This is a genomic window from Solibacillus sp. FSL H8-0538 (assembly GCF_038003525.1).
Classification (GTDB): domain Bacteria; phylum Bacillota; class Bacilli; order Bacillales_A; family Planococcaceae; genus JBBOPI01.
In genome coordinates this window covers 52,432-71,909 of the sequence record NZ_JBBOPI010000001.1, presented here as the reverse complement: position 1 = coordinate 71,909, position 19,478 = coordinate 52,432, and the positions used below count along the sequence as shown (strand labels likewise).

Here is a 19,478-nt window from a genome sequence, read left to right as displayed (position 1 = left end):
TGGGCAGGTTCTATGAATTAATCAAATAAAGTACTTACTGATTTATTTTCGTAAACGCGAGAAATCGCATCCGCCATTAAGCTAGCTACAGATAATTCCTTAATTTTTGGCGAGCGTTTTTCGTCTGATAATTGAATTGTATTTGTAACAACTAATTCTTTAATTGAAGAGTTTTCAATGCGTTCAATTGCAGGACCTGATAATACAGGGTGAGAACAGCAAGCATAAACTTCTTTCGCACCGCTCTTAATTAATGCATCCGCACCAATTGTAATTGTTCCAGCAGTATCAATAATATCATCAATTAGGATACAAACTTTCCCATCAACATTACCAACAATATTCATTACTTCTGCAACGTTTGGCTTTGGACGGCGTTTATCAATAATAGCAATCGGCGCTTTTAGACGCTCTGCCATTTTACGCGCACGTGTTACACCACCATGGTCAGGAGAGACAATAACAACATCTTCTGGATTGAAGTCTTTTGTTTGGAAATACTCCGCTAAAATCGGAACTGCCACTAAATGGTCAATTAAAATATCAAAGAATCCTTGAATTTGAGGAGCATGTAGATCTAATACAATAACACGAGTAGCCCCAGCTGTTTCTAGTAAATTTGCAACTAATTTAGCGGTAATTGGCTCACGTGCTTTCGCTTTACGGTCTTGACGTGCATAGCCATAATAAGGCATTACAACGTTTACTGTACGAGCTGAAGCACGTTTAACAGCATCGATCATAATTAAAAGCTCCATTAAATGTTCATTGACCGGCGCAGAAGTCGACTGAACAATAAATACGTCACACCCGCGAATACTTTCTTCAATGCTAATTTGTACTTCTCCATCACTGAAGTGTTTTACAGATGATTTCCCTAGTTCTACACCCATTTCATCCGCAATTTCCTGTGCAAGTGGATTATTAGAGTTTAATGAGAAGATTTTTAATTTTGAGTCAGCGTATTGATACGGCATGATGCCCTCCTGTTTTTTAAATAGATTATTTTAAATATAATTTACTAACATAGTCTAGCTTATTTTCTTGTCGTGCACGCGCAATTGCAAATGCATCTGCTGGTACTTCTTTTGTAATTGTAGACCCAGCAGCAATAAATGAACCAGCGCCAATTGTTACTGGTGCTACTAGATTTGAATTACAGCCTACAAATACATTGTCTTCAATCGTAGTTTTGAACTTATTTCTTCCATCATAATTCACTGTGATTGAACCACAACCTATATTAACATTATTCCCTACTTCTGCATCACCAATATAGCTTAAATGAGAAACTTTTGTATGATCACCTAATACACTCTTTTTCACTTCAACAAAGTTACCTATTTTCACATGATCACCTAAAGTTGAATTTGGACGAAGGTGTGCGAATGGACCAACCGCGGTTTCACTACCAACTGTGCTATTTAGTACGACAGAACTGTGAATAGTTGTACGATCGCCGATTTTACTCGCGACAATATGACTATTTGGACCAATGATGCAATCCTCGCCAATAACTGTCGCACCTTCAATCATCACACCTGGTTGTAACACCGTATCGCGGCCAATGACTGCATCTGTACTAATATGAGTAGTTGCGGGATTAATGATTGTGACACCATTACGCATATGCTTTTCATTAATGCGCGCGCGCATTAATTGTTCTGCCTGGGACAGGGCAAAACGATCATTGACACCTAATGTCTCATCAAAACTATCTGTGACGAATGCAGATACAATTTCACCTTGCTGTTGTAAAATTTCAATCACGTCTGGTAAGTAATACTCCCCTTGTGCATTATGATTATTTACGAGCTTTAGCGCTTCAAATAATGCTTTGTTATCAAAACAGTATGTACCTGTATTGATTTCTGTCACAAGTTTTTGTTGTTCTGTTGCATCTTTTTGTTCAACGATTTGCGCTACTTTTCCGTCAGTATCGCGTAATACACGACCATAACCTGTTGGATTTTCTGCAACCGCTGTCAAAATTGTCGCTTTGGCATTTTGCTTCGCGTGATGCTCGAACAATGCTTGCATTGTTTCCGGACGAATTAAGGGTGTGTCTCCGCATACAACTAATGTTGTACCTTCAAGCTTTCCTAAAATCGGTTCTGCCTGTTGAATTGCATGCGCTGTACCAAGCTGCTCTGCTTGTAATACGTACTCACTTTTTTCGCCAAGCGTTTCCTTCACAAGCTCTGCTCCGTGCCCTACCACTGTTACGATCCGATCCACATTAACTGATTGAATGTGATCGACAACATGTTCGACCATGGGCTTTCCACATACGGGGTGGAGCACTTTATATAATTTGGACTTCATGCGTGTTCCTTGACCAGCAGCCAAAATTACCGCAAAAATGTTCGTCATCTTTAAGTCCTCCAATTTAGCTCATTTTCTCTTCTGACTATATAGTAAATTCGCTTTATTTTCAAGGTATTCAGACTTGACAAATCATGCAAATAACCTTCAATTTTGCACCCTCTCGCTTGCGCCCCAAATCCTCTCGCAACGTTTCTTCCATGCTAAAAAATAAGAAAAGTGCATTCGCGACAAGCTGCTTACGAGCCCTAAGCGCAAGTAAACGCTTCACCACTTTCGCCCGAGGGTAGACCGCGACTTCGATTGTGCGGCACAAGTGCCTAGACATTCTGAAATGGATATACTTTTTTATCTTTTTAGAAAGACACATCTCGCCCTAAAATAAGGCGAGATGATGTACTTTATTATGTAGTTATGGAAGTTATACTTTCTTAACCATAAAAAAAGAGCCTACTCCGATTTGAGCGACTCTTATCTACACAATATTAAACGTTTGCTTCTTCTAGCTCTAATACTTCTTCTTCACTTGATGAATGATATGCGGCTAGAACAATTTCTTGAATTTTATTACGTGTACCAGAATTAATTGGATGCGCAATATCGCGGAATTCTCCATCTGGTGTTCGCTTACTTGGCATTGCTACAAATAAACCCGTATTTCCATCAATCACACGAATATCATGAACAACAAACTCATCGTCTAGTGTGATGGAAGCGATCGCACGCATACGACCGTCAGTTTGGACACGACGTAATCTTACATCAGTTACTTCCATTCTCTCACTCCTCTCTTCTCGGATGCCTTTAGAGATATTATTATTCTATAAAATATCCCTATTTCCCTTCTAATTTTAGAAAGTTTTCTGAAAAATTAGAACTGTTTGTATATACAATACAATACATTTACATAATTTTCTATTAATTTATTAAAAAAAAAAAGCAAACTCGAAAAAATCGAGCCTGCTTCTTTACAAATTGGTGACTTATAATTTAATTAGAGCAATAACTTCAATTTCAACTTTCACATCTTTTGGTAGACGCGCGACTTCCACAGCAGAACGAGCCGGTTTATGCGCACCAAAATGAGATGCATAAACATCATTCATTGCTACGAAGTCATTCATATCTTTCATAAATACGGTTGTTTTCACAACACTATCTAGTGACGAGCCTGCTTCGGCAAGAACCGCTTTCAAATTTTCGAATACTTGATTTGTTTGTGCCTCAATATCCCCTTCTACTAACTCACCTGTTGCTGTTAGTGGGATTTGACCTGAAGAATAAAACATATTGTTTACGATAATTCCTTGTGCGTATGGCCCGATTGCTGCCGGTGCGTTTGTTGTTGAAACTGCTTTCATGTTACTTTCTCCCCTTCGAAAAATAGTTACCTTCACTTAAAGCGATAGTACGATCCTTCTCGTTCACTTCATGAAGTTTTACTAAAGAATAATAATCATCTACTAACGTTTCGTCGGCATGCTCCGCTTCGACAAGTACGGCAATTCCAGCTAGCTTGCAATCAAATTCCTCAAGCAAGTTTTTCATCCCGTTCATCGTACCGCCCACTTTCATAAAGTCGTCGGTAATCAGTACACGCTGTCCGCTTTTCATACTACGTTTTGATAAAACCATCGTTTGAATACGACGAGAAGAACCAGATACATAATTAATACTTACAGTTGAACCTTCTGTTACTTTGCTGTCACGGCGTACGACCACGACTGGTACATTTAAATGTCTCGCAATCGCATGGGCAATCGAAATCCCTTTTGTTGCAACCGTCATAATAACATCGATATGCTGATCGGAAAATGCGCTGGCAAATACTTTACCAACACGGTTCATTAAATCCGGATTTCCTAGTAAATCCGTCATAAATAAATAACCCCCAGGAAGTAAACGTTCCGCGTGACCAAGCTCTATACTTAGCTCCTCGATAATTTCACGTACTTCTCCTTCAGCCATTTTCGGAATATATTTTACGCCACCTGCTGCTCCTGGTACTGTTATTAACAGCCCTATTCCTTTTTCTTCAAATGTTTCTTTCACAATCGTTAAATCTTCACTAATAGAAGACTTTGCCGATTGATATTGATCAGAAAAATAAGTTAGCGGGATCAGTTGGTGTGGATGCTCAAGTAAATAATAAGTCATATCAACAAGGCGTTCACTACGCTTCCATTTCATGTGACCCTCTCCTAAAAAAATTATAGTAAAAGTGCATTCGCGCTGAATAACACCTAATTGGCAAAAACGACGTACCCTAGTCATAAAGGCAACATAGCTAACATCGTTTAGCCCCGATTCATGGATGTGACGCGAATGTCTAGATAAAACACGAATATTTATTAGGTAAATTACCATAAATGTACGCATTTAGGCAAGTGGATTTCGATCCCCTAACATGCGTACTACATAAACTTCTTCACAAAAACCGCGTAATCCGTTATAAATGCGGCCAACCCTTGCCTCGTTATCAACAAGTCCAAATACCGTCGGACCGCTACCGCTCATAAGAACAGCATCTGCTCCGAAACGGTGCATTTGTTCTTTAATCATAATTACTTCGGGATGCAAATTAAATGTTACAGTTTCAAGAACATTTCCCAATGATTGGCAAAGCTGTTCGTAGCTATTCGTTTTAATTGCTTGAATCATTTGCTTAGTGTTTGGATGTTCGATCCCTTCTAGCTTTAAACCGCCATATACGTCCGCCGTCGATACGCCGATTTTTGGCTTTGCAAGCACAACCCAACAAGTAGGCGGTGCTGGTAGCTTTTGAATCTTTTCGCCGCGCCCTGTTGCTAGCGCTGTTCCACCATATACACAGAACGGAACATCTGAACCAATTTTCGCCCCATGCTCGGCCAGCTCATCTACAGATAAATTCAACTCCCAGAGCTCATTTAATCCGCGTAATGTCGCTGCCGCATCACTACTTCCCCCAGCAAGTCCGGCAGCAATCGGAATTTCTTTTTCGATTGTAATCGATACACCTTCGTCAATGCCGTATGTATCTTTTAATAGCTTAGCTGCTTGGTATGCAAAGTTTCGTTCATCATCTGGCACAAATCGATCCGCTGAAATGATTTTGATTAAGCCGTCTTTACGCGGCTCTAAACCAATTCGATCCGCTAAGTCAACTGTCGTCATAATCATTTCAACTTCGTGATAATGATCTGGACGTTTATATAATACATCTAATGTTAAATTAATTTTTGCTGGCGCTTTTACGTAAAGCATGTCATTTCCCCCTATATTAAGGCGCGCACTACGAATGCACTTTCAATGTTATTGTCCCCTATTTTACCACAGTAAAGTGATGACATCTTGCTCAAACTATTTGATTTTTTTGTAGCAGGGGGGAAATTTTAATGATTAGAAAGACACACCTGGCCCAAAATATGGCGCGTTGAAGTCCTTACTTATGTGGATAGAAAAGTTACACTAGCTTATCCACAAAGAAAAACGATAAAATCCGAAGTAGTCGAATTTTATCGCTCTATGCGTCAACCTACTTTTGTTATTTCTGTCGGTTTGATTGTTGCGCTAAGCCTTGCTCGGCCAATTCAATTGCACGCTTGACCATATTTCCTGCATCACGAGCTTTAATACCGCCCCAGCCTTCACGTTCGACGACATCATAAAATCCGAGTTCTTTTGCTATCTCTTCCTTCAGACGATTCGACATGATTCCTTTTTTCGCCATGCAGAGAACCTCCTTCATATGAAAAGGTATTTGCGCTCATTTACACCTAACCGCTACTTACGGGATCGAAATGAAAGTGTCATTTAACCTTTCGCTCGAAGGTGTAGAGCGCGTGCCTAAACAATTTACAAAAGATCGGTTGACACCATTAGTATGCACTAGAAAACGAAAAACACTCACCTAGATGAGTGTTTTCAAAAATTATAAATAAGTACTAGAAACTATTTGACGATAGCAACTACATCATCTAAAAAAGTAATCTCTACTGCTTCTGTTAATATATCTGTGTAGCTGTAAGAAACGCGTTTACATGCGTTATCTTCTTGATTAAGTTCAACGACGAATACTGCATGATAGGTTTCGCTTAGGACACCTTCACACTCAACCGTTTTCTTGCGACCACCGTTTGCTTTTAATTGCAAACGTTTACCCAAATGACAATCTAACGACTTTTTAATGTCAGCTAACGTTTTTGGCATTTCGCATACACCTCACTAATTAACAGTGTACACTCAATTTGGGTATTTGTCAATAAAATATAATATTTTATCACCACATAAATAACGCGTCAACTTTTTTTTAGTAAAAAAAAATTTGTTTTTTTTATTATCGTGAATTAACGTTCTTATTATTGACGTTTGCAAAAATTTGGGTATAATGCATCAGCCAATTTTCCGAATTCTTGAATAGATAATGTTTCGCCACGGCGAGTCGGGTCAATTCCGCTAGCTTCAAGTGCAGCTAAAACAAGTTGCTTCTCTTTTTTACCGTTTTGTAACCCTGTTTGTAAATTATTCAATATTGTCTTACGGCGCTGTGCAAATGATGCACGCGTTACCTCAAATAAGAAGTCCTCATCAATCACCGTTACAGGTGGTGCATCATGCTTAATTAAACGAATGACAGCGGAATCTACATTTGGCTGCGGCATGAATACCGTTTTTGGCACGACCATTGCAATTTCTGCTGTTACATAATACTGAATTGCGATTGAAAGTGAACCATACGCTTTTGTGCCTGGCTTTGCTGTAATTCTGTCTGCTACTTCTTTTTGCATCATCACGACAAAGCCGCGGATTGGAAGACGGTCATTTAATAATTTCATTAAAATTGGCGTCGTGACATAGTACGGTAAGTTTGCGACAACCATAATATCTTCAATACCTGGCATTTCTTCAGCAATCACCTTTTCAACGTCTGCTTTTAAAATGTCAGAATGTACAATTTTCACGTTATTATACGGACTTAATGTATCTTCAAGCACCGGTAATAAGCGTTGATCAATTTCAAATGAGACAACCTTTTTTGCAATACGCGCTAAATGTTCTGTTAATGCACCAATGCCTGGACCCACCTCAATTGCTCCACTGCCTTCTGTTAACTGTGCATGACTAACAATATTACGTAAAATATTCGGATCAATTAAAAAATTCTGGCCTAGGCTCTTTTTAAATGCAAAGCCATATTTATTTAAAATTTCCTTCGTTCGAATTGGTGTTGCGATATCTTTATACATGTTGTTCCTCCTGATCTAACTGCATAACGGCATCGGCAAATTGCTTCACTGTAATTTGGAACATAATTAGACGTTTATGCAGCTGCTTTCCGTTCGTTATACCAATATTTAATAGTTCCCCGATGCGTGTGCGGCGGGCTTTTGATTGCGGGTGCCCAATAAGACGGGCCATCATTAAATCTTCTAAAGTGATTTGTTCTGCAAACACACTTGATTCATTCAGTGTATAAACATTTTTCAATGCTTCACGAATATCTGCATCACTTGCATGCTCAATGCCTAAACCTTTACCGTTTTTAGCGATTGTTTTTGCTTTCGCTAAAAACGCGTGCTTTACGCTCGGCACACGTTCCTCAATAATGGCACGAATTCGACGGCCAGGATAGTCCGGATCAGTAAATACTATGACGCCTCGCTTTTCCTGTGCATGAGCGATACGACGTAGTGTTTCGTCTGAAATAGCAGAGCCATTAGTTTCAATAGTATCTGCGCCAACTGCACGTTTAATTGCAGTTGTATCGTCTTTTCCTTCTACCACAATAATTTCTCGTATATCCAAAAGCCGTTCCTCTTTTCTTCACCTGTCTTCAGCCATTTTACCATAACTAACCCGATTCATCCCGAGCTAAGCGTTCTATGTATACCTTCATCTTGAAAACAAAAAAAGCCTCCCTACTGTCAGTCTACAGCAGGAAGACATACTATACATTTTGGAAAACACATGTGAAATTCAGCGAAACAACAACACCAATTTCCACCTAATTTAATACTTTAATTCGTACTTTTTTACGACCCCAGCTTTGGGCCTGCGTCTTCGTTTGTACTAGAATATCGATTTTATTGCCCTTAATGGCGCCACCAGTATCGCCTGCAACTGCATAGCCATAGCCTTCAACCCATACTTTTGTTCCTAAAGGAATCACATTTGGATCTACCGCAATTAGTTTTATATCCGAATTCGCGCGTAAGTTCACACCGGCCGCCGATATCCCTGAGCATCCTGTACAATATGGCGTATACGCAGTAGCCGTCACATAAAATTCTTTGCCACCCGATGTGGATTCAGAATTACTACGAGATACACTTGCCGTTACTACTCTTGTTCCAACTGCTACTACTTTTGTTGTTGGTTCTATCACTACTTTTTCAGCTGTTAATGTTTTTTTAACAACTTTCCCGTTCTCTTTCACAAGCTCATATGTGCGAGAAACGATACCATTTTTACCTTTTGTCACTACTTTTTCTTTGCCCTTTAGCAATGAAGAATCATTTTTCTTCTCAACTGCGAAATCGACTGATTCTTCCACTACATCGGTAACCTTTTCTACGCGAACAACTGCGATTTTATCATTCGGAGTGATAACATCCTCCAAATTATTCTCGACACGATCAAATTCATGAAGCTGAATTCCTTGTTGTTTTAAAAAGTTAGCGACCGTAGTCGAAGTGGACCATACTTGTCTCTCTTTTAATCCATCGACAAGCGTTAACTGAAACGCTTTTTGAATATCGATTTTGTTATCTGCTCCTACCTCTGTACCTAAGCTCTGTGATACTAAATCATGCTCTGCTACGTCAATATTTGCTTCTTCCAAAATGTTCTTCACTAGACTTTCAGTTGTCCATATATTTGACTGATTTCCGTCAACTGAAATTGTAACTTCTTTTGCCTGTTCCCATTCAATCGTCATTCCACTAACGATCGTGGTGCTCAGTGAGGGTGATAATTTATCATAGTTCGATACGGTTATGTCTTGGGCTTCTAAAAGCTCGCCTACCGTGTTTGCGTGAGTTGATAGCTCGGTTATTTCTCCGTTTGCAGAAAGCGCAATTGGAGTTTTCGTTCCCTGGAATAGAACGAATGTAATTACTGAAACAAACAGGACAAAAGATACGATTCTTATACCTGTTTGCTTACTCCTCAATGATCCTAGGGACAAGTTTTTCATGGAATTATTTGGCATGAAAAACACCTCCTTAATACTCGTTGGATTATACGGACTACTTTTCATACTGTCAACCGTTTTGCTATTTCCAAAAAATACAGCTTTGTATACAAAATCTGCTGGATGCTCGTATTGGAGGCACTTTCACACACTAAACATTTATTTTCAAAAAGACTCATCTCACCCAAAATAGGACGAGATGATAGCTTACTTATGTCTTTAAGCAATTCCAGCTAACTTAAAGACCCAAAAAACGAATCGCATTTTCAGTCGTAGCTTTAGCAACTTCTTCAACTGGCAACTCTTTTAACCGCGCAATTTCCTCTGCCACTAGTGGGACAAATGATGGTTCATTGCGTTTTCCGCGGTATGGATGAGGTGCAAGATAAGGTGCGTCTGTCTCGATTAATAAATGCTCGAGCGGAATTTCCTTTGCGACTTCTTTTGGCATTTTTGCATTTTTAAATGTTACTGGCCCACCTAAACTAATCATGAAATTCATATCGATACATTCGCGTGCCGTTTCAACACTTCCACCGTAACAATGCATAATACCACCAACAATTGCCGCATTTTCTTCACGTAAAATACGCACAACATCACCTGTTGCGTCACGATTATGAATGATGATGGGTAAATTTAATTTTTGGGCCAAATGAATTTGCTTACGGAACCAAAATTGCTGGATGTCCTTTGGTGATTTATCCCAGTAATAATCTAGTCCCGTTTCACCAATGCCGACAACTTTTGGATGAGCCGCTAGCTCCTCAATCCAGCGTAAATCCTCGTCCGTACAATCAATTGCATCTACTGGGTGCCACCCAATCACTGCATAAATAAAGTCGTATTCATCTGCGAGTTTCATGGCTCTTTCAATCGTTTTTCGGTCAAACCCAACAACGACCATTTTTTCTACTTTGGCTGCTAAAGCACGCGCAATAACTTCTTGTAAGTCCTCGTCGTACTGATCTGCGTTTAAATGCACATGCGTATCAATAAATGTACTCATACTTCATTCTCCTACCTGGTATTGTATTGGATAATAACATTTCATAGTTGTCAGTATTATTACAAATCTATTACAAACTATATCTTATCTGTCATTATATCCGCATATGACTTCCACTTATAATGCTGGATAACTATTACATTCCCATTTAAATACATTTTACGTTATATTATGTTGATATAATTTTATTCTGCTGTTCTCATATTTAGAATGAAAAGCCTGTTGAACAGTTGTTGTCCAACAGGCTTTTGTAGAATTTTATTTTATTTTGGCACCATTTTCAAGGTTTGAGTCGACTGTTGCAAGCGTTAAAATACCATCATGAGAACCCGCTAAAATCATCCCTTGAGACAATTCTCCGCGTAATGTCACAGGTTTTAAGTTCGCTACCACAATTACTTTTTGACCTACTAATTGCTCGGGTGTGTAATGCTCTGCGATGCCTGATACAACTTGGCGTTGCTCATACCCTAAATTCACTTGTAGCTTTAGTAATTTTTTTGCTTTTGGTACTGGTTCACATGCAGTTACTGTTGCTACACGCAGGTCAATCTTCATAAAATCATCAATTGAAATTTCCGGTGTGTCAGGTGTTTCAACTGTTAATTTTTGTTCTTTTTTGTCTTCCACTTGCGGTGTTTTCACAGAAGCTTGCATTTGCTCACGAATATAAGCAATTTCGACTTCATTTTCAAGACGAGGGAAGATTGGAACTCCTTTTTCTACCACTTTTATGTTTACTGGTATAGTATTTCCGAATGTTTCAATTGTATTCCATGCTAATAATTTATTATCTAATCCTAATTGCTCCATAATACGCTTCGGTGTAGCTGTCATAAATGGTTGTAACATGACTGCAATATGGCGTAGGCTTTCGGCTAGATTGGCCATAACTGCTGCTAATTTTGGTTGATCCGCTTCGTCTTTTGCCAGTACCCACGGCGATGTTTCATCAATGTACTTATTCGTACGTGAAATCAGTGACCACAGCTCGCCAAGCACAACGCTAAATTGCATCTTTTCCATACTTTCTTCATATTTAGTACGGACATTTTCTGCATGCGCTTTTAGCATTGCATCAAATTCTGTTTCTTGTAGATTTTCGGATGGAATCACCCCGTCAAAATACTTGTTCATCATGGAAATGGTACGATTTAATAAATTCCCTAAATCGTTTGCTAAATCGAAGTTTGTACGCTCTACAAATGATTCTGGTGAGAACACGCCGTCTTGACCGAATGGTAGCTCGCGCAGTAAGAAGTAACGAGTTGCATCTAAGCCATAACGCTCTACTAGCATTTCTGGATAGACAACATTCCCTTTAGATTTAGACATTTTGCCGTCTTTCATCATAATGAAACCATGTGCGAAAATTTTCTTCGGTAATGGTAGGTCTAGCGCCATTAAGAAAATTGGCCAGTAAATTGTATGGAAGCGGACGATATCTTTGCCGACTACATGCACATCTGCAGGCCAGTACTTATTAAATAGCTCCTCGTTATCTGAACCATAGCCAAGTGATGTAATGTAGTTTGATAATGCATCTACCCATACGTAAATTACATGCTTTGGATCACCCGGAACTTTAATCCCCCAATCGAAAGATGTACGAGAAACCGATAAGTCTTCAAGACCTGGTTTAATGAAGTTATTGATCATTTCGTTTTTACGAGATTCTGGCTCAATAAATTCTAAATTATTTTCGTAATATTCTAGTAATCGATCCGCATATTTTTTCATATTAAAGAAGTAGGACTCTTCTTTAACAGTTTGTACTTCTCGAGCACAATCCGGGCACTTTCCATCAACTAATTGCGTCTCAGTATAGTAAGACTCACAAGGTACACAATAAAGGCCTTCATATTCACCTTTATAAATGTCATCGTTATCTAAAAACTTTTGGAAAATCTTTTCAACGTTCGCTGTATGACGAGCTTCTGTTGTTTGGATAAAGTCATCATAAGAAATATCCATTAGTTCCCAAAGTTGCTTCGCTGCATCTGCAATTTCATTCACATATTCTTGTGGATGCTTGCCAACTTCAGCAGCTTTCTCTTGAATCTTTTGTCCATGCTCATCCATACCTGTAAGTAGACGTACATCAAATCCTTGTAATCGTTTGTAACGTGCAATCGCATCCGATGCTACCGTTGTATAAGCCGTTCCGATATGGAACTTACCACTCGGGTAATAAATCGGGGTTGTTATATAAAATGTTTTTTGTTCGTTCACGTAAACTGCCTCCATTTGTTTCACAGTATAATTCTTATTCTAACGAAGTCCGAAATTTGTTTCAATCAAAGATTATTACAATATACCTTTGTCGAAAAATAAACAAACAAATTGTTGGTAAATTGTTCGAACTTTTAGACTATTGCATCTTAAAATTATTAAAAATCTTTATTTTTATCTATTATTGAATGGTTAATAACAAAAAAATTTCTATCTTTTAGGATATATCAGTGCTAATTTATTGACGTTTATGTCATTACTTGGTATGATTCCAAATAGACAAGGATTTGATGTCGAAATTTGACGAATTATTATAACACCAAAATTAGGAGGAAACATTGTCATGAAATCAACAGGTATCGTTCGTAAAGTCGATGAGTTAGGTCGTGTAGTTATTCCAATCGAGCTTCGTCGCACACTAGGCATTGCTGAAAAAGATGCATTAGAAATTTACGTTGATGATGATAAAATCATTCTTAAAAAATACATGCCCAATATGACTTGTGCTGTAACTGGCGAAGTTTCTGATGACAATTTCCGTCTTGTTGGGGGCAAATTAATTTTAAGCCCAGAAGGCGCAGAAATGTTAGTTAAAGAAATTCAAACAAACCTTAAAAAATAAGCACTTTTCAGTATAAAAGAGATACCTCGTTTTGAGGTATCACCTTTTTTCAATTAAAGGGCTGCGCTAAAAGTAGAAATCTCTCTTTGGCGCAGCCCCTTTTTTGATATTTAAGCAAGTCCAACTTTCTTAAATACGCAATAAAGGACATCCTCTCACCCTTTTTGGGGGCGAGATGAATCTTATTAACCTTTATTGGTGATATGCCTGGTAGACGTCACGCTTCGGTAAACTACGTAATTTTGCTACTTCTTTAATGGCATCCTTGGAATTCATTGCAGTTTCTTCTATTATATAGTCCACATGCTCTTCTAATGTCATATCCGTCCAGTAGGCAATCTCATCTTCTTCGATTTCACCTGATGTATTTCCTTCCAGTACAATACAAAATTCGCCGCGGATCTCGCTTTCATTTGTCCATGAAATTGCTTCGCTAATCGTACCGCGCAGAAATTCCTCAAATTTCTTTGTTAATTCACGAGCCAGTGTAATTTTACGGTCGCCAAGAACCAGTTCTAAATCCTTTAACGTTTCCTTTATACGATGCGGTGCTTCGTAAAACACCATTGTTTCCTCACGCTTCGCTAACTTTTCTAGCTGTGCGCGGCGTTCTTTTTTACTGCGATTTAAAAACCCAAAGAAATAAAATGGCTGCGGAACTAAACCAGAGGCAATAAGTGCTGTTAATGCCGCATTCGCACCCGGAATTGGTACAACCGCAAACTCTTCTTCAATTGCTTTCACGACGATATCAGCACCCGGATCTGAAATACAAGGCAGTCCTGCATCACTAACGAGCGCAATCGACTTCCCATCACGTAAATATGATAGTAGCTTCTCCCCACCATATTCAATATTATGTTCATGATAACTTACAAGCGGGGTTGAAATCTCAAAATAATTGCAAAGCTTTTTCGTATTTCGCGTATCTTCTGCGGCAATAACATCTACTTCTTTTAAAATTCGCAGCGCGCGCACCGTCATATCTTCTAAATTTCCTATTGGTGTTGCAACTAAATATAAACAGCTACCTTGCTCATGTTGGCTACTTTTTTGTGATTTCATACACTCTGCCTCCTCATATACTGGATTTTTTCACTGCGTTGTAGTTGCTTAAATGCATACTCGGCACGCATTGCTTCTTGCTTTGTTTCAAATGTCTCGTAGTAAACACAGGTAACTGGACTTCTCGCCCTTGTATATTTAGCACCTTTACCTGCATTATGTGTTGCAACACGTTTTTCTAAGTTATTCGTATAACCAGCATAATACGTGCTATCACTACATTCGAGCACATAAAAATAATGGCTACTCTTTGTTTCCATATAATAACGCCCTCACTTCAGCTGTGTATTCGTCATTGTCAGCATACACATATAATGGCGGTAATACTTTTAAATCTGGCTTGCCATCTTTAATTGCTTCTATTAAAAGGGTATTCGCCTCTTTTCCCTGCTTTGGGTACACAAATTGAATACGTTTTGGTTCAAGTCGATTCGCACGCATTGCAGTAACGATATCCAGCAGGCGACCAGGCCGGTGGACAAATGCAGCTTTCCCTCCCTGCTTTAACAAACGGCTGGAGGAAGCAATTGCTTCTTCTAGTGTAAGATGGATTTCGTGACGTGCAATTGCATAATGCTCACTCACATTTTTATCACTCAGCTCATTCGCCAAAAAGTATGGAGGATTACATGTCACTACTTCGTATTTTTCAATACCTAGCGTATTCGGAATGTCTTTCACGTCACCGAGTACCATATCAATTTGCTGTTCTAACTTATTATAAGCAATACTACGCTGTGCCATATCATATAAGCGTGGTTGCAATTCAACACCCGTAATTTTAGCCTTTGTACGCGCACTCAAGAACAAAGGAATTACGCCGTTTCCTGAACAAAGATCTACAATATGTCCTCGTTGCTTCGGTACTTGTACAAATCGCGATAATAATACCGCATCTAATGAAAATGAAAAGACAGACGGACTTTGAATAATACGTAAATCTTCTGCTAATAAATAGTCAAGTCGTTCGTCGCCCTGTAACCATTGTTCCATATTTATTTCCTCCAATGCTCCAAAACAAAAGACTGAAACCCACAACCTCGGATTCAGCCTTTGTATTTAACCATTTTGTTTATTTAAAAATGATAGACAAAACAAGCAATCCTCACCTTTACGCGAGCCGCCGAAATGTACATGACAAACGTGGAAGCCTTCATGATAAAGACGTGCCAAATTGTCATATCCTTCTCCTATATCTAACGACGCTTTCTTCTGCTCTACTACTTTCTCTAATATCGCAGTGTCATTAGCTAAAAGCACCTCTAAGCGCGTACGCAGGTGTAGGTTTTCTGTTTGAAGTGTCTGATGTTCCTCCATCATATGCGCAACAAATTGTTTCAACGTACTAAATTGTTGCTGCATTGATTCAAGCTGTTGTTCGAACTCCATAACAGTGTCTAAGAAATTACGGTCCTTCACTCAAGCCACCCCATCAATCTCTATCTATATAAGATTTTTTTCACATTGTAACAGTTCTTCTAACGTATACTCAACTGTACGCTCTTGTTCTTGTAAATATACTTGAACTAAACGCTCTAATACATTGATGCCGACGACTTTACCAAATCCGTCCGGCGTCATTGTTTTCTCTCCAATATCCGGCATGCCTTCTTTAGCAATTTCGTAATCATCATTTTCATACTTTAAACAGCACATTAGACGACCACAAAGACCCGAAATTTTCGTTGGGTTTAATGATAAGTTTTGGTCCTTCGCCATTTTAATCGATACTGGATCGAAGTCGCCTAAAAATGTTGCGCAACATAACATACGGCCACATGGTCCAATGCCACCTAATAACTTGGCCTCATCGCGTACACCAATTTGACGCAGTTCAATACGTGTTCGAAAGACCGATGCTAAATCTTTTACTAATTCACGGAAGTCAACGCGTCCCTCAGCTGTGAAATAGAAAATAATTTTATTTCGGTCAAATGTATATTCCACATCAACGAGCTTCATTTCTAATTTATGCTCGATAATTTTAGTATTCGCTAAATCAAAGGCACGCCTTGATTCGGATTGATTTTCATCTACTTGAATACGATCGCGTTCATCAGCAGGGCGAACTACATGTTTTAACGGTAAAACAACATCGTTTTCTCCTACTTGTCTCATTGGAACGACGACTTTCCCGTATTCAATACCGCGAGCCGTTTCAACAATGACATACTCACCTACCTCGAGTATATATGCTGCTGGATCAAAATAATATATTTTACCCGCCTTTTTAAAGCGAACTCCGACTACATTATACAAATGTATATCCCTCCTGCAGATTCAGCATTAGCTGCTCCATCAATAACGTGCGATTCATATTACGTTGCAGAGACGCACGCGCTTGTAAAACGGCTTGCATTTGACTAGACAAACGTTCATAAGTCGAGCGCAGGGCCATTTCATTGAAACGTTGATACATATCAGGATATGTACAAATTGCTTCAGGGTTGGCTTTAATCGCCACCATGTCACGATAAGCAAACAATAATAAATCCAGTGCTTGCTCCATATTGCTTTTTTCTTTAAATGTAGGAAGCCATTCCTCGTGGATAATAAGCATAGCTTCATGAACATTTTTATGAAGTGTCTCTACTAATTTTAACACTGTTTTTCTCGCATGTGCAAACTGCTCGTCATTTGCTAAAGAAATCGCTGTTTCGAGCTCATTCGTGACCATACTTACTGTGCACGCCATTGAATTGGTTACACCGTTCCCGACTAAATATTCTACGAGTAGTGGCCTTGGCATTTTAGCAAACTTTATATGCTGGCAGCGTGAACGAATCGTCGGTAAAATTGATTGAATTTGTTCAGTAAGCAAAATCGCTGTTACTTCGCCATCTGGTTCTTCTAAAAACTTCAGTAACATATTAGCAGAAGCGACATTTAAACGGTCTGCATGATGCAGTACGTAAATTTTTCTCCCTGCCTCTACACCAGTCATCATCATTTCAGCAATAAGGTCCCGAACTTGGTCGATTTTAATAAACTGCCCGTCCGGTTCAATTTGTTGAATATTCGGATGGTTACCTGAATCGACACGTTTGCAATTTCGACATGTTTCACATGGAACATTTCCCGACGGATTTTCGCATAAAACGAGCTTAACAAAAAATGTCATTACATCACGTTTACCGGTCCCTTTTTCGCCATCAAAAATGTATGCGTGTGCCATTCTATTCTTTTCAATAATCGTTTGCAGCTGCTTCATGACTACAGGCTGTAGTGTTTTTAGCTCGTCCACTGTACGTACCATTTCGTTCACCTTTTTCAGATATTGCTATTTTAGAAAAAATCCCGTGTCTAATGCACGACGAAGACACGGGTTTTACATATAAAGATTAATTAATAATCCTTTAATTTCACCAATTTTATCTAATAAATCGATGGACTCTTTTTCTTCATTTAGAAGATTTTCTGCAAGCTCGACTAGCCGCTCATCAATCGTTTCAACAATCTTTAAGCGTCTACCTTCACCAAAACGATTCCAAGTATGTGATTGCTTCATTTCCATTCCGTAATCTACGGCTTCTTGTAGGAAACGCTTCACGAGCATTTTGAAACGAGCTAGTTCACGTAAGTTTCGAGATCTGGCAACGCGATCACCGGCTGCTGAAATATCACCAAGCAATCTTGTAAGTTGTTCAGTTTGCATTTTAGAGCCTTGCTTTACGATCATCTCACCGAAGCGATTGCCGCCTTGATTATTCGATCGTAAATCATTTCGATTCGCATTCATACCCATACGTAAATCTTGATTTATCTTCAATTACCTTTCGCCTCCACAAAATAAGAAAAGCGCGTTCGCGTCCGTTTACACCCCTATCACTGCGTCCATATAGCATTGTCGATATGACTGATATCGTGTCCGCTTCAAGCGCTGGAGGTTCCTGACTAAGTATGCTTGCTCCTATGGCTTCGCTTTCGCGTAGAACGGACTTGCATGGGAAGGAATTGATGCAACCTTGAGGATGTGGCGCGAATGCCTAGACAAATTCAAAAACTGTACTTTCTTATCTTTTTAAAAATGGTGGAACTGATCAATTGGTAATACAAATACTGTAGCTCCTCCTACTTCAACTTCAACGGGGTATGGAATATAAGAATCTGCATTCCCACCCATTGGCGAAACGGGCGCTACCATTTGTTCACGCGACCTGCAGTTCTCACGAATAATATCCAATAGCTTCGGAATTAGAGAGTCATCAGTACCGATTAAAAATGTCGTATTTCCTGAACGTAGGAAACCACCCGTACTCGCTAATTTTGTAGCTCGATAATTATTTCTTGTTAAAGCGTTCGACAAACGATTGCTATCTTGATCTTGAACAACTGCTACTACTAACTTCATCCGCACTCACCCCTTCATTGAATAGGTGCCTCCATTATACCACATGTAGGATATGCACTTCATTTACTTTTACCCCAATACCTCACTTAAAATCGACCAAACATCTTCCACAACATTGTCCATTGGCTGCTCAGCATTGATAATGCGAATACGCTCTGGATAACGTCGAACCGCTTCCTTATAGCCGGCCCGTACTTGCTTATGAAACGCCAAACCTTCCTCATCTAAACGGTTAATTTCTTCTACACGACCAGCTTGAATTCGGGCTAACCCAATTTCTGGCGCTAGATCAAATAAAATCGTCAAGTCTGGTAAACGCTGGCCAATCGCGAACTGATTAATGCTAAGCACTTCATCTACCCCTAGACCACGAGCAAATCCTTGATAAGCAAGCGATGAATCGATAAAGCGGTCACATAATACATGTTGCCCGGCTTCAAGTGCTGGTACGACCTTTTCAAAAAAATGTTGGGCGCGTGCTGCTGCAAAAAGAAGTGCTTCTGTACGTTCATTCATATTTGTGTGTGCTGGATCCAATATGATACCGCGAATCTTCTCTGCTATTTCAATCCCACCTGGCTCACGCGTCATGAGTACATCTATGTTATTTTCCTTCAGGCGCTCATGAATAATTTTCAAAACAGAAGTCTTCCCTGCACCTTCAGGACCTTCAAACGTAATAAATAAATTTCCTACCATT

The 19,478-nt window shown here is 39.2% G+C and carries 23 protein-coding genes; 1 reads left to right on the top strand and 22 read right to left on the bottom strand.

Annotation, left to right across the window (positions count from 1 at the left end):
- Positions 1 to 17: 17 nt before the first annotated feature.
- The 13 genes from MHH87_RS00310 to metG form a co-directional block, all read right to left on the bottom strand.
- Complete coding sequence (locus tag MHH87_RS00310; protein WP_340747371.1) at positions 18 to 977, bottom strand: ribose-phosphate diphosphokinase; 960 nt, start codon at positions 975 to 977, stop codon at positions 18 to 20.
- A 25-nt stretch (positions 978 to 1,002) separates the two neighbouring features.
- Complete coding sequence (gene glmU, locus MHH87_RS00305) at positions 1,003 to 2,373, bottom strand: bifunctional UDP-N-acetylglucosamine diphosphorylase/glucosamine-1-phosphate N-acetyltransferase GlmU (protein ID WP_340747370.1); 1,371 nt, start codon at positions 2,371 to 2,373, stop codon at positions 1,003 to 1,005.
- A 437-nt stretch (positions 2,374 to 2,810) separates the two neighbouring features.
- A complete protein-coding gene (gene spoVG, locus MHH87_RS00300) occupies positions 2,811 to 3,101 on the bottom strand; it encodes a septation regulator SpoVG (RefSeq protein WP_340747369.1) in 291 nt (96 codons plus the stop codon).
- Positions 3,102 to 3,308: 207 nt separating this feature from the next.
- Entirely contained in the window at positions 3,309 to 3,686 is a 378-nt protein-coding gene (locus tag MHH87_RS00295; protein ID WP_340747368.1) for a RidA family protein, read from the bottom strand.
- Between the two features lies 1 nt (position 3,687).
- Complete coding sequence (gene purR, locus MHH87_RS00290) at positions 3,688 to 4,515, bottom strand: pur operon repressor (protein WP_340747367.1); 828 nt, start codon at positions 4,513 to 4,515, stop codon at positions 3,688 to 3,690.
- A gap of 189 nt (positions 4,516 to 4,704) precedes the next feature.
- On the bottom strand, positions 4,705 to 5,571 hold the full coding sequence (gene ispE, locus MHH87_RS00285; RefSeq protein WP_340747366.1) for a 4-(cytidine 5'-diphospho)-2-C-methyl-D-erythritol kinase: 867 nt from the start codon (positions 5,569 to 5,571) through the stop codon (positions 4,705 to 4,707).
- Positions 5,572 to 5,851: 280 nt separating this feature from the next.
- Positions 5,852 to 6,037: a small, acid-soluble spore protein, alpha/beta type gene (locus MHH87_RS00280; RefSeq protein WP_340747365.1), complete on the bottom strand. Its 186-nt coding sequence runs from the start codon at positions 6,035 to 6,037 to the stop codon at positions 5,852 to 5,854.
- A 221-nt stretch (positions 6,038 to 6,258) separates the two neighbouring features.
- Entirely contained in the window at positions 6,259 to 6,516 is a 258-nt protein-coding gene (veg, locus tag MHH87_RS00275; protein WP_340747364.1) for a biofilm formation stimulator Veg, read from the bottom strand.
- Between the two features lie 149 nt (positions 6,517 to 6,665).
- A complete protein-coding gene (rsmA, locus tag MHH87_RS00270) occupies positions 6,666 to 7,553 on the bottom strand; it encodes a 16S rRNA (adenine(1518)-N(6)/adenine(1519)-N(6))-dimethyltransferase RsmA (RefSeq protein ID WP_340747363.1) in 888 nt (295 codons plus the stop codon).
- Entirely contained in the window at positions 7,546 to 8,112 is a 567-nt protein-coding gene (rnmV, locus tag MHH87_RS00265) for a ribonuclease M5 (protein ID WP_340747362.1), read from the bottom strand. The genes rsmA and rnmV overlap by 8 nt, the downstream gene beginning before the upstream one ends.
- Positions 8,113 to 8,311: 199 nt before the next feature.
- Complete coding sequence (locus MHH87_RS00260; RefSeq protein WP_340747361.1) at positions 8,312 to 9,517, bottom strand: ubiquitin-like domain-containing protein; 1,206 nt, start codon at positions 9,515 to 9,517, stop codon at positions 8,312 to 8,314.
- A 220-nt stretch (positions 9,518 to 9,737) separates the two neighbouring features.
- Positions 9,738 to 10,508: a TatD family hydrolase gene (locus MHH87_RS00255; RefSeq protein ID WP_340747360.1), complete on the bottom strand. Its 771-nt coding sequence runs from the start codon at positions 10,506 to 10,508 to the stop codon at positions 9,738 to 9,740.
- 258 nt (positions 10,509 to 10,766) lie between these two features.
- The gene (metG, locus tag MHH87_RS00250) at positions 10,767 to 12,755 is read right to left on the bottom strand and encodes a methionine--tRNA ligase (protein WP_340750838.1); all 1,989 of its coding nucleotides are present in this window, start codon (positions 12,753 to 12,755) and stop codon (positions 10,767 to 10,769) included.
- 322 nt (positions 12,756 to 13,077) lie between these two features.
- On the opposite strand from metG, the gene MHH87_RS00245 reads away from it, so the two are divergent.
- Entirely contained in the window at positions 13,078 to 13,362 is a 285-nt protein-coding gene (locus MHH87_RS00245; RefSeq protein WP_340750836.1) for an AbrB/MazE/SpoVT family DNA-binding domain-containing protein, read from the top strand.
- 192 nt (positions 13,363 to 13,554) lie between these two features.
- Here the strand turns inward: MHH87_RS00245 and rsmI are convergent, their stop codons facing one another.
- The 9 genes from rsmI to tmk form a co-directional block, all read right to left on the bottom strand.
- A complete protein-coding gene (gene rsmI / locus MHH87_RS00240; protein WP_340747359.1) occupies positions 13,555 to 14,427 on the bottom strand; it encodes a 16S rRNA (cytidine(1402)-2'-O)-methyltransferase in 873 nt (290 codons plus the stop codon).
- A complete protein-coding gene (locus tag MHH87_RS00235; protein ID WP_340747358.1) occupies positions 14,424 to 14,687 on the bottom strand; it encodes a GIY-YIG nuclease family protein in 264 nt (87 codons plus the stop codon). Before MHH87_RS00235 ends, rsmI begins: the two co-directional genes overlap by 4 nt.
- Complete coding sequence (locus MHH87_RS00230; RefSeq protein ID WP_340747357.1) at positions 14,671 to 15,420, bottom strand: tRNA1(Val) (adenine(37)-N6)-methyltransferase; 750 nt, start codon at positions 15,418 to 15,420, stop codon at positions 14,671 to 14,673. The genes MHH87_RS00235 and MHH87_RS00230 overlap by 17 nt, the downstream gene beginning before the upstream one ends.
- A 66-nt stretch (positions 15,421 to 15,486) precedes the next feature.
- A complete protein-coding gene (gene yabA / locus MHH87_RS00225) occupies positions 15,487 to 15,846 on the bottom strand; it encodes a DNA replication initiation control protein YabA (RefSeq protein WP_340747356.1) in 360 nt (119 codons plus the stop codon).
- A 24-nt stretch (positions 15,847 to 15,870) separates the two neighbouring features.
- Positions 15,871 to 16,686 (bottom strand): PSP1 domain-containing protein, encoded by an 816-nt coding sequence (locus MHH87_RS00220; RefSeq protein WP_340747355.1) that lies wholly within the window; start codon positions 16,684 to 16,686, stop codon positions 15,871 to 15,873.
- On the bottom strand, positions 16,679 to 17,683 hold the full coding sequence (holB, locus tag MHH87_RS00215; protein WP_340747354.1) for a DNA polymerase III subunit delta': 1,005 nt from the start codon (positions 17,681 to 17,683) through the stop codon (positions 16,679 to 16,681). Before holB ends, MHH87_RS00220 begins: the two co-directional genes overlap by 8 nt.
- A 72-nt stretch (positions 17,684 to 17,755) precedes the next feature.
- Positions 17,756 to 18,196, bottom strand: a complete 441-nt coding sequence (locus MHH87_RS00210) for a YaaR family protein (RefSeq protein ID WP_340747353.1) — start codon at positions 18,194 to 18,196, stop codon at positions 17,756 to 17,758.
- 252 nt (positions 18,197 to 18,448) lie between these two features.
- Positions 18,449 to 18,778 (bottom strand): cyclic-di-AMP receptor, encoded by a 330-nt coding sequence (locus tag MHH87_RS00205; RefSeq protein WP_340747352.1) that lies wholly within the window; start codon positions 18,776 to 18,778, stop codon positions 18,449 to 18,451.
- A gap of 69 nt (positions 18,779 to 18,847) precedes the next feature.
- The gene (tmk, locus tag MHH87_RS00200) at positions 18,848 to 19,477 is read right to left on the bottom strand and encodes a dTMP kinase (RefSeq protein ID WP_340747351.1); all 630 of its coding nucleotides are present in this window, start codon (positions 19,475 to 19,477) and stop codon (positions 18,848 to 18,850) included.
- Position 19,478 lies beyond the last annotated feature (1 nt).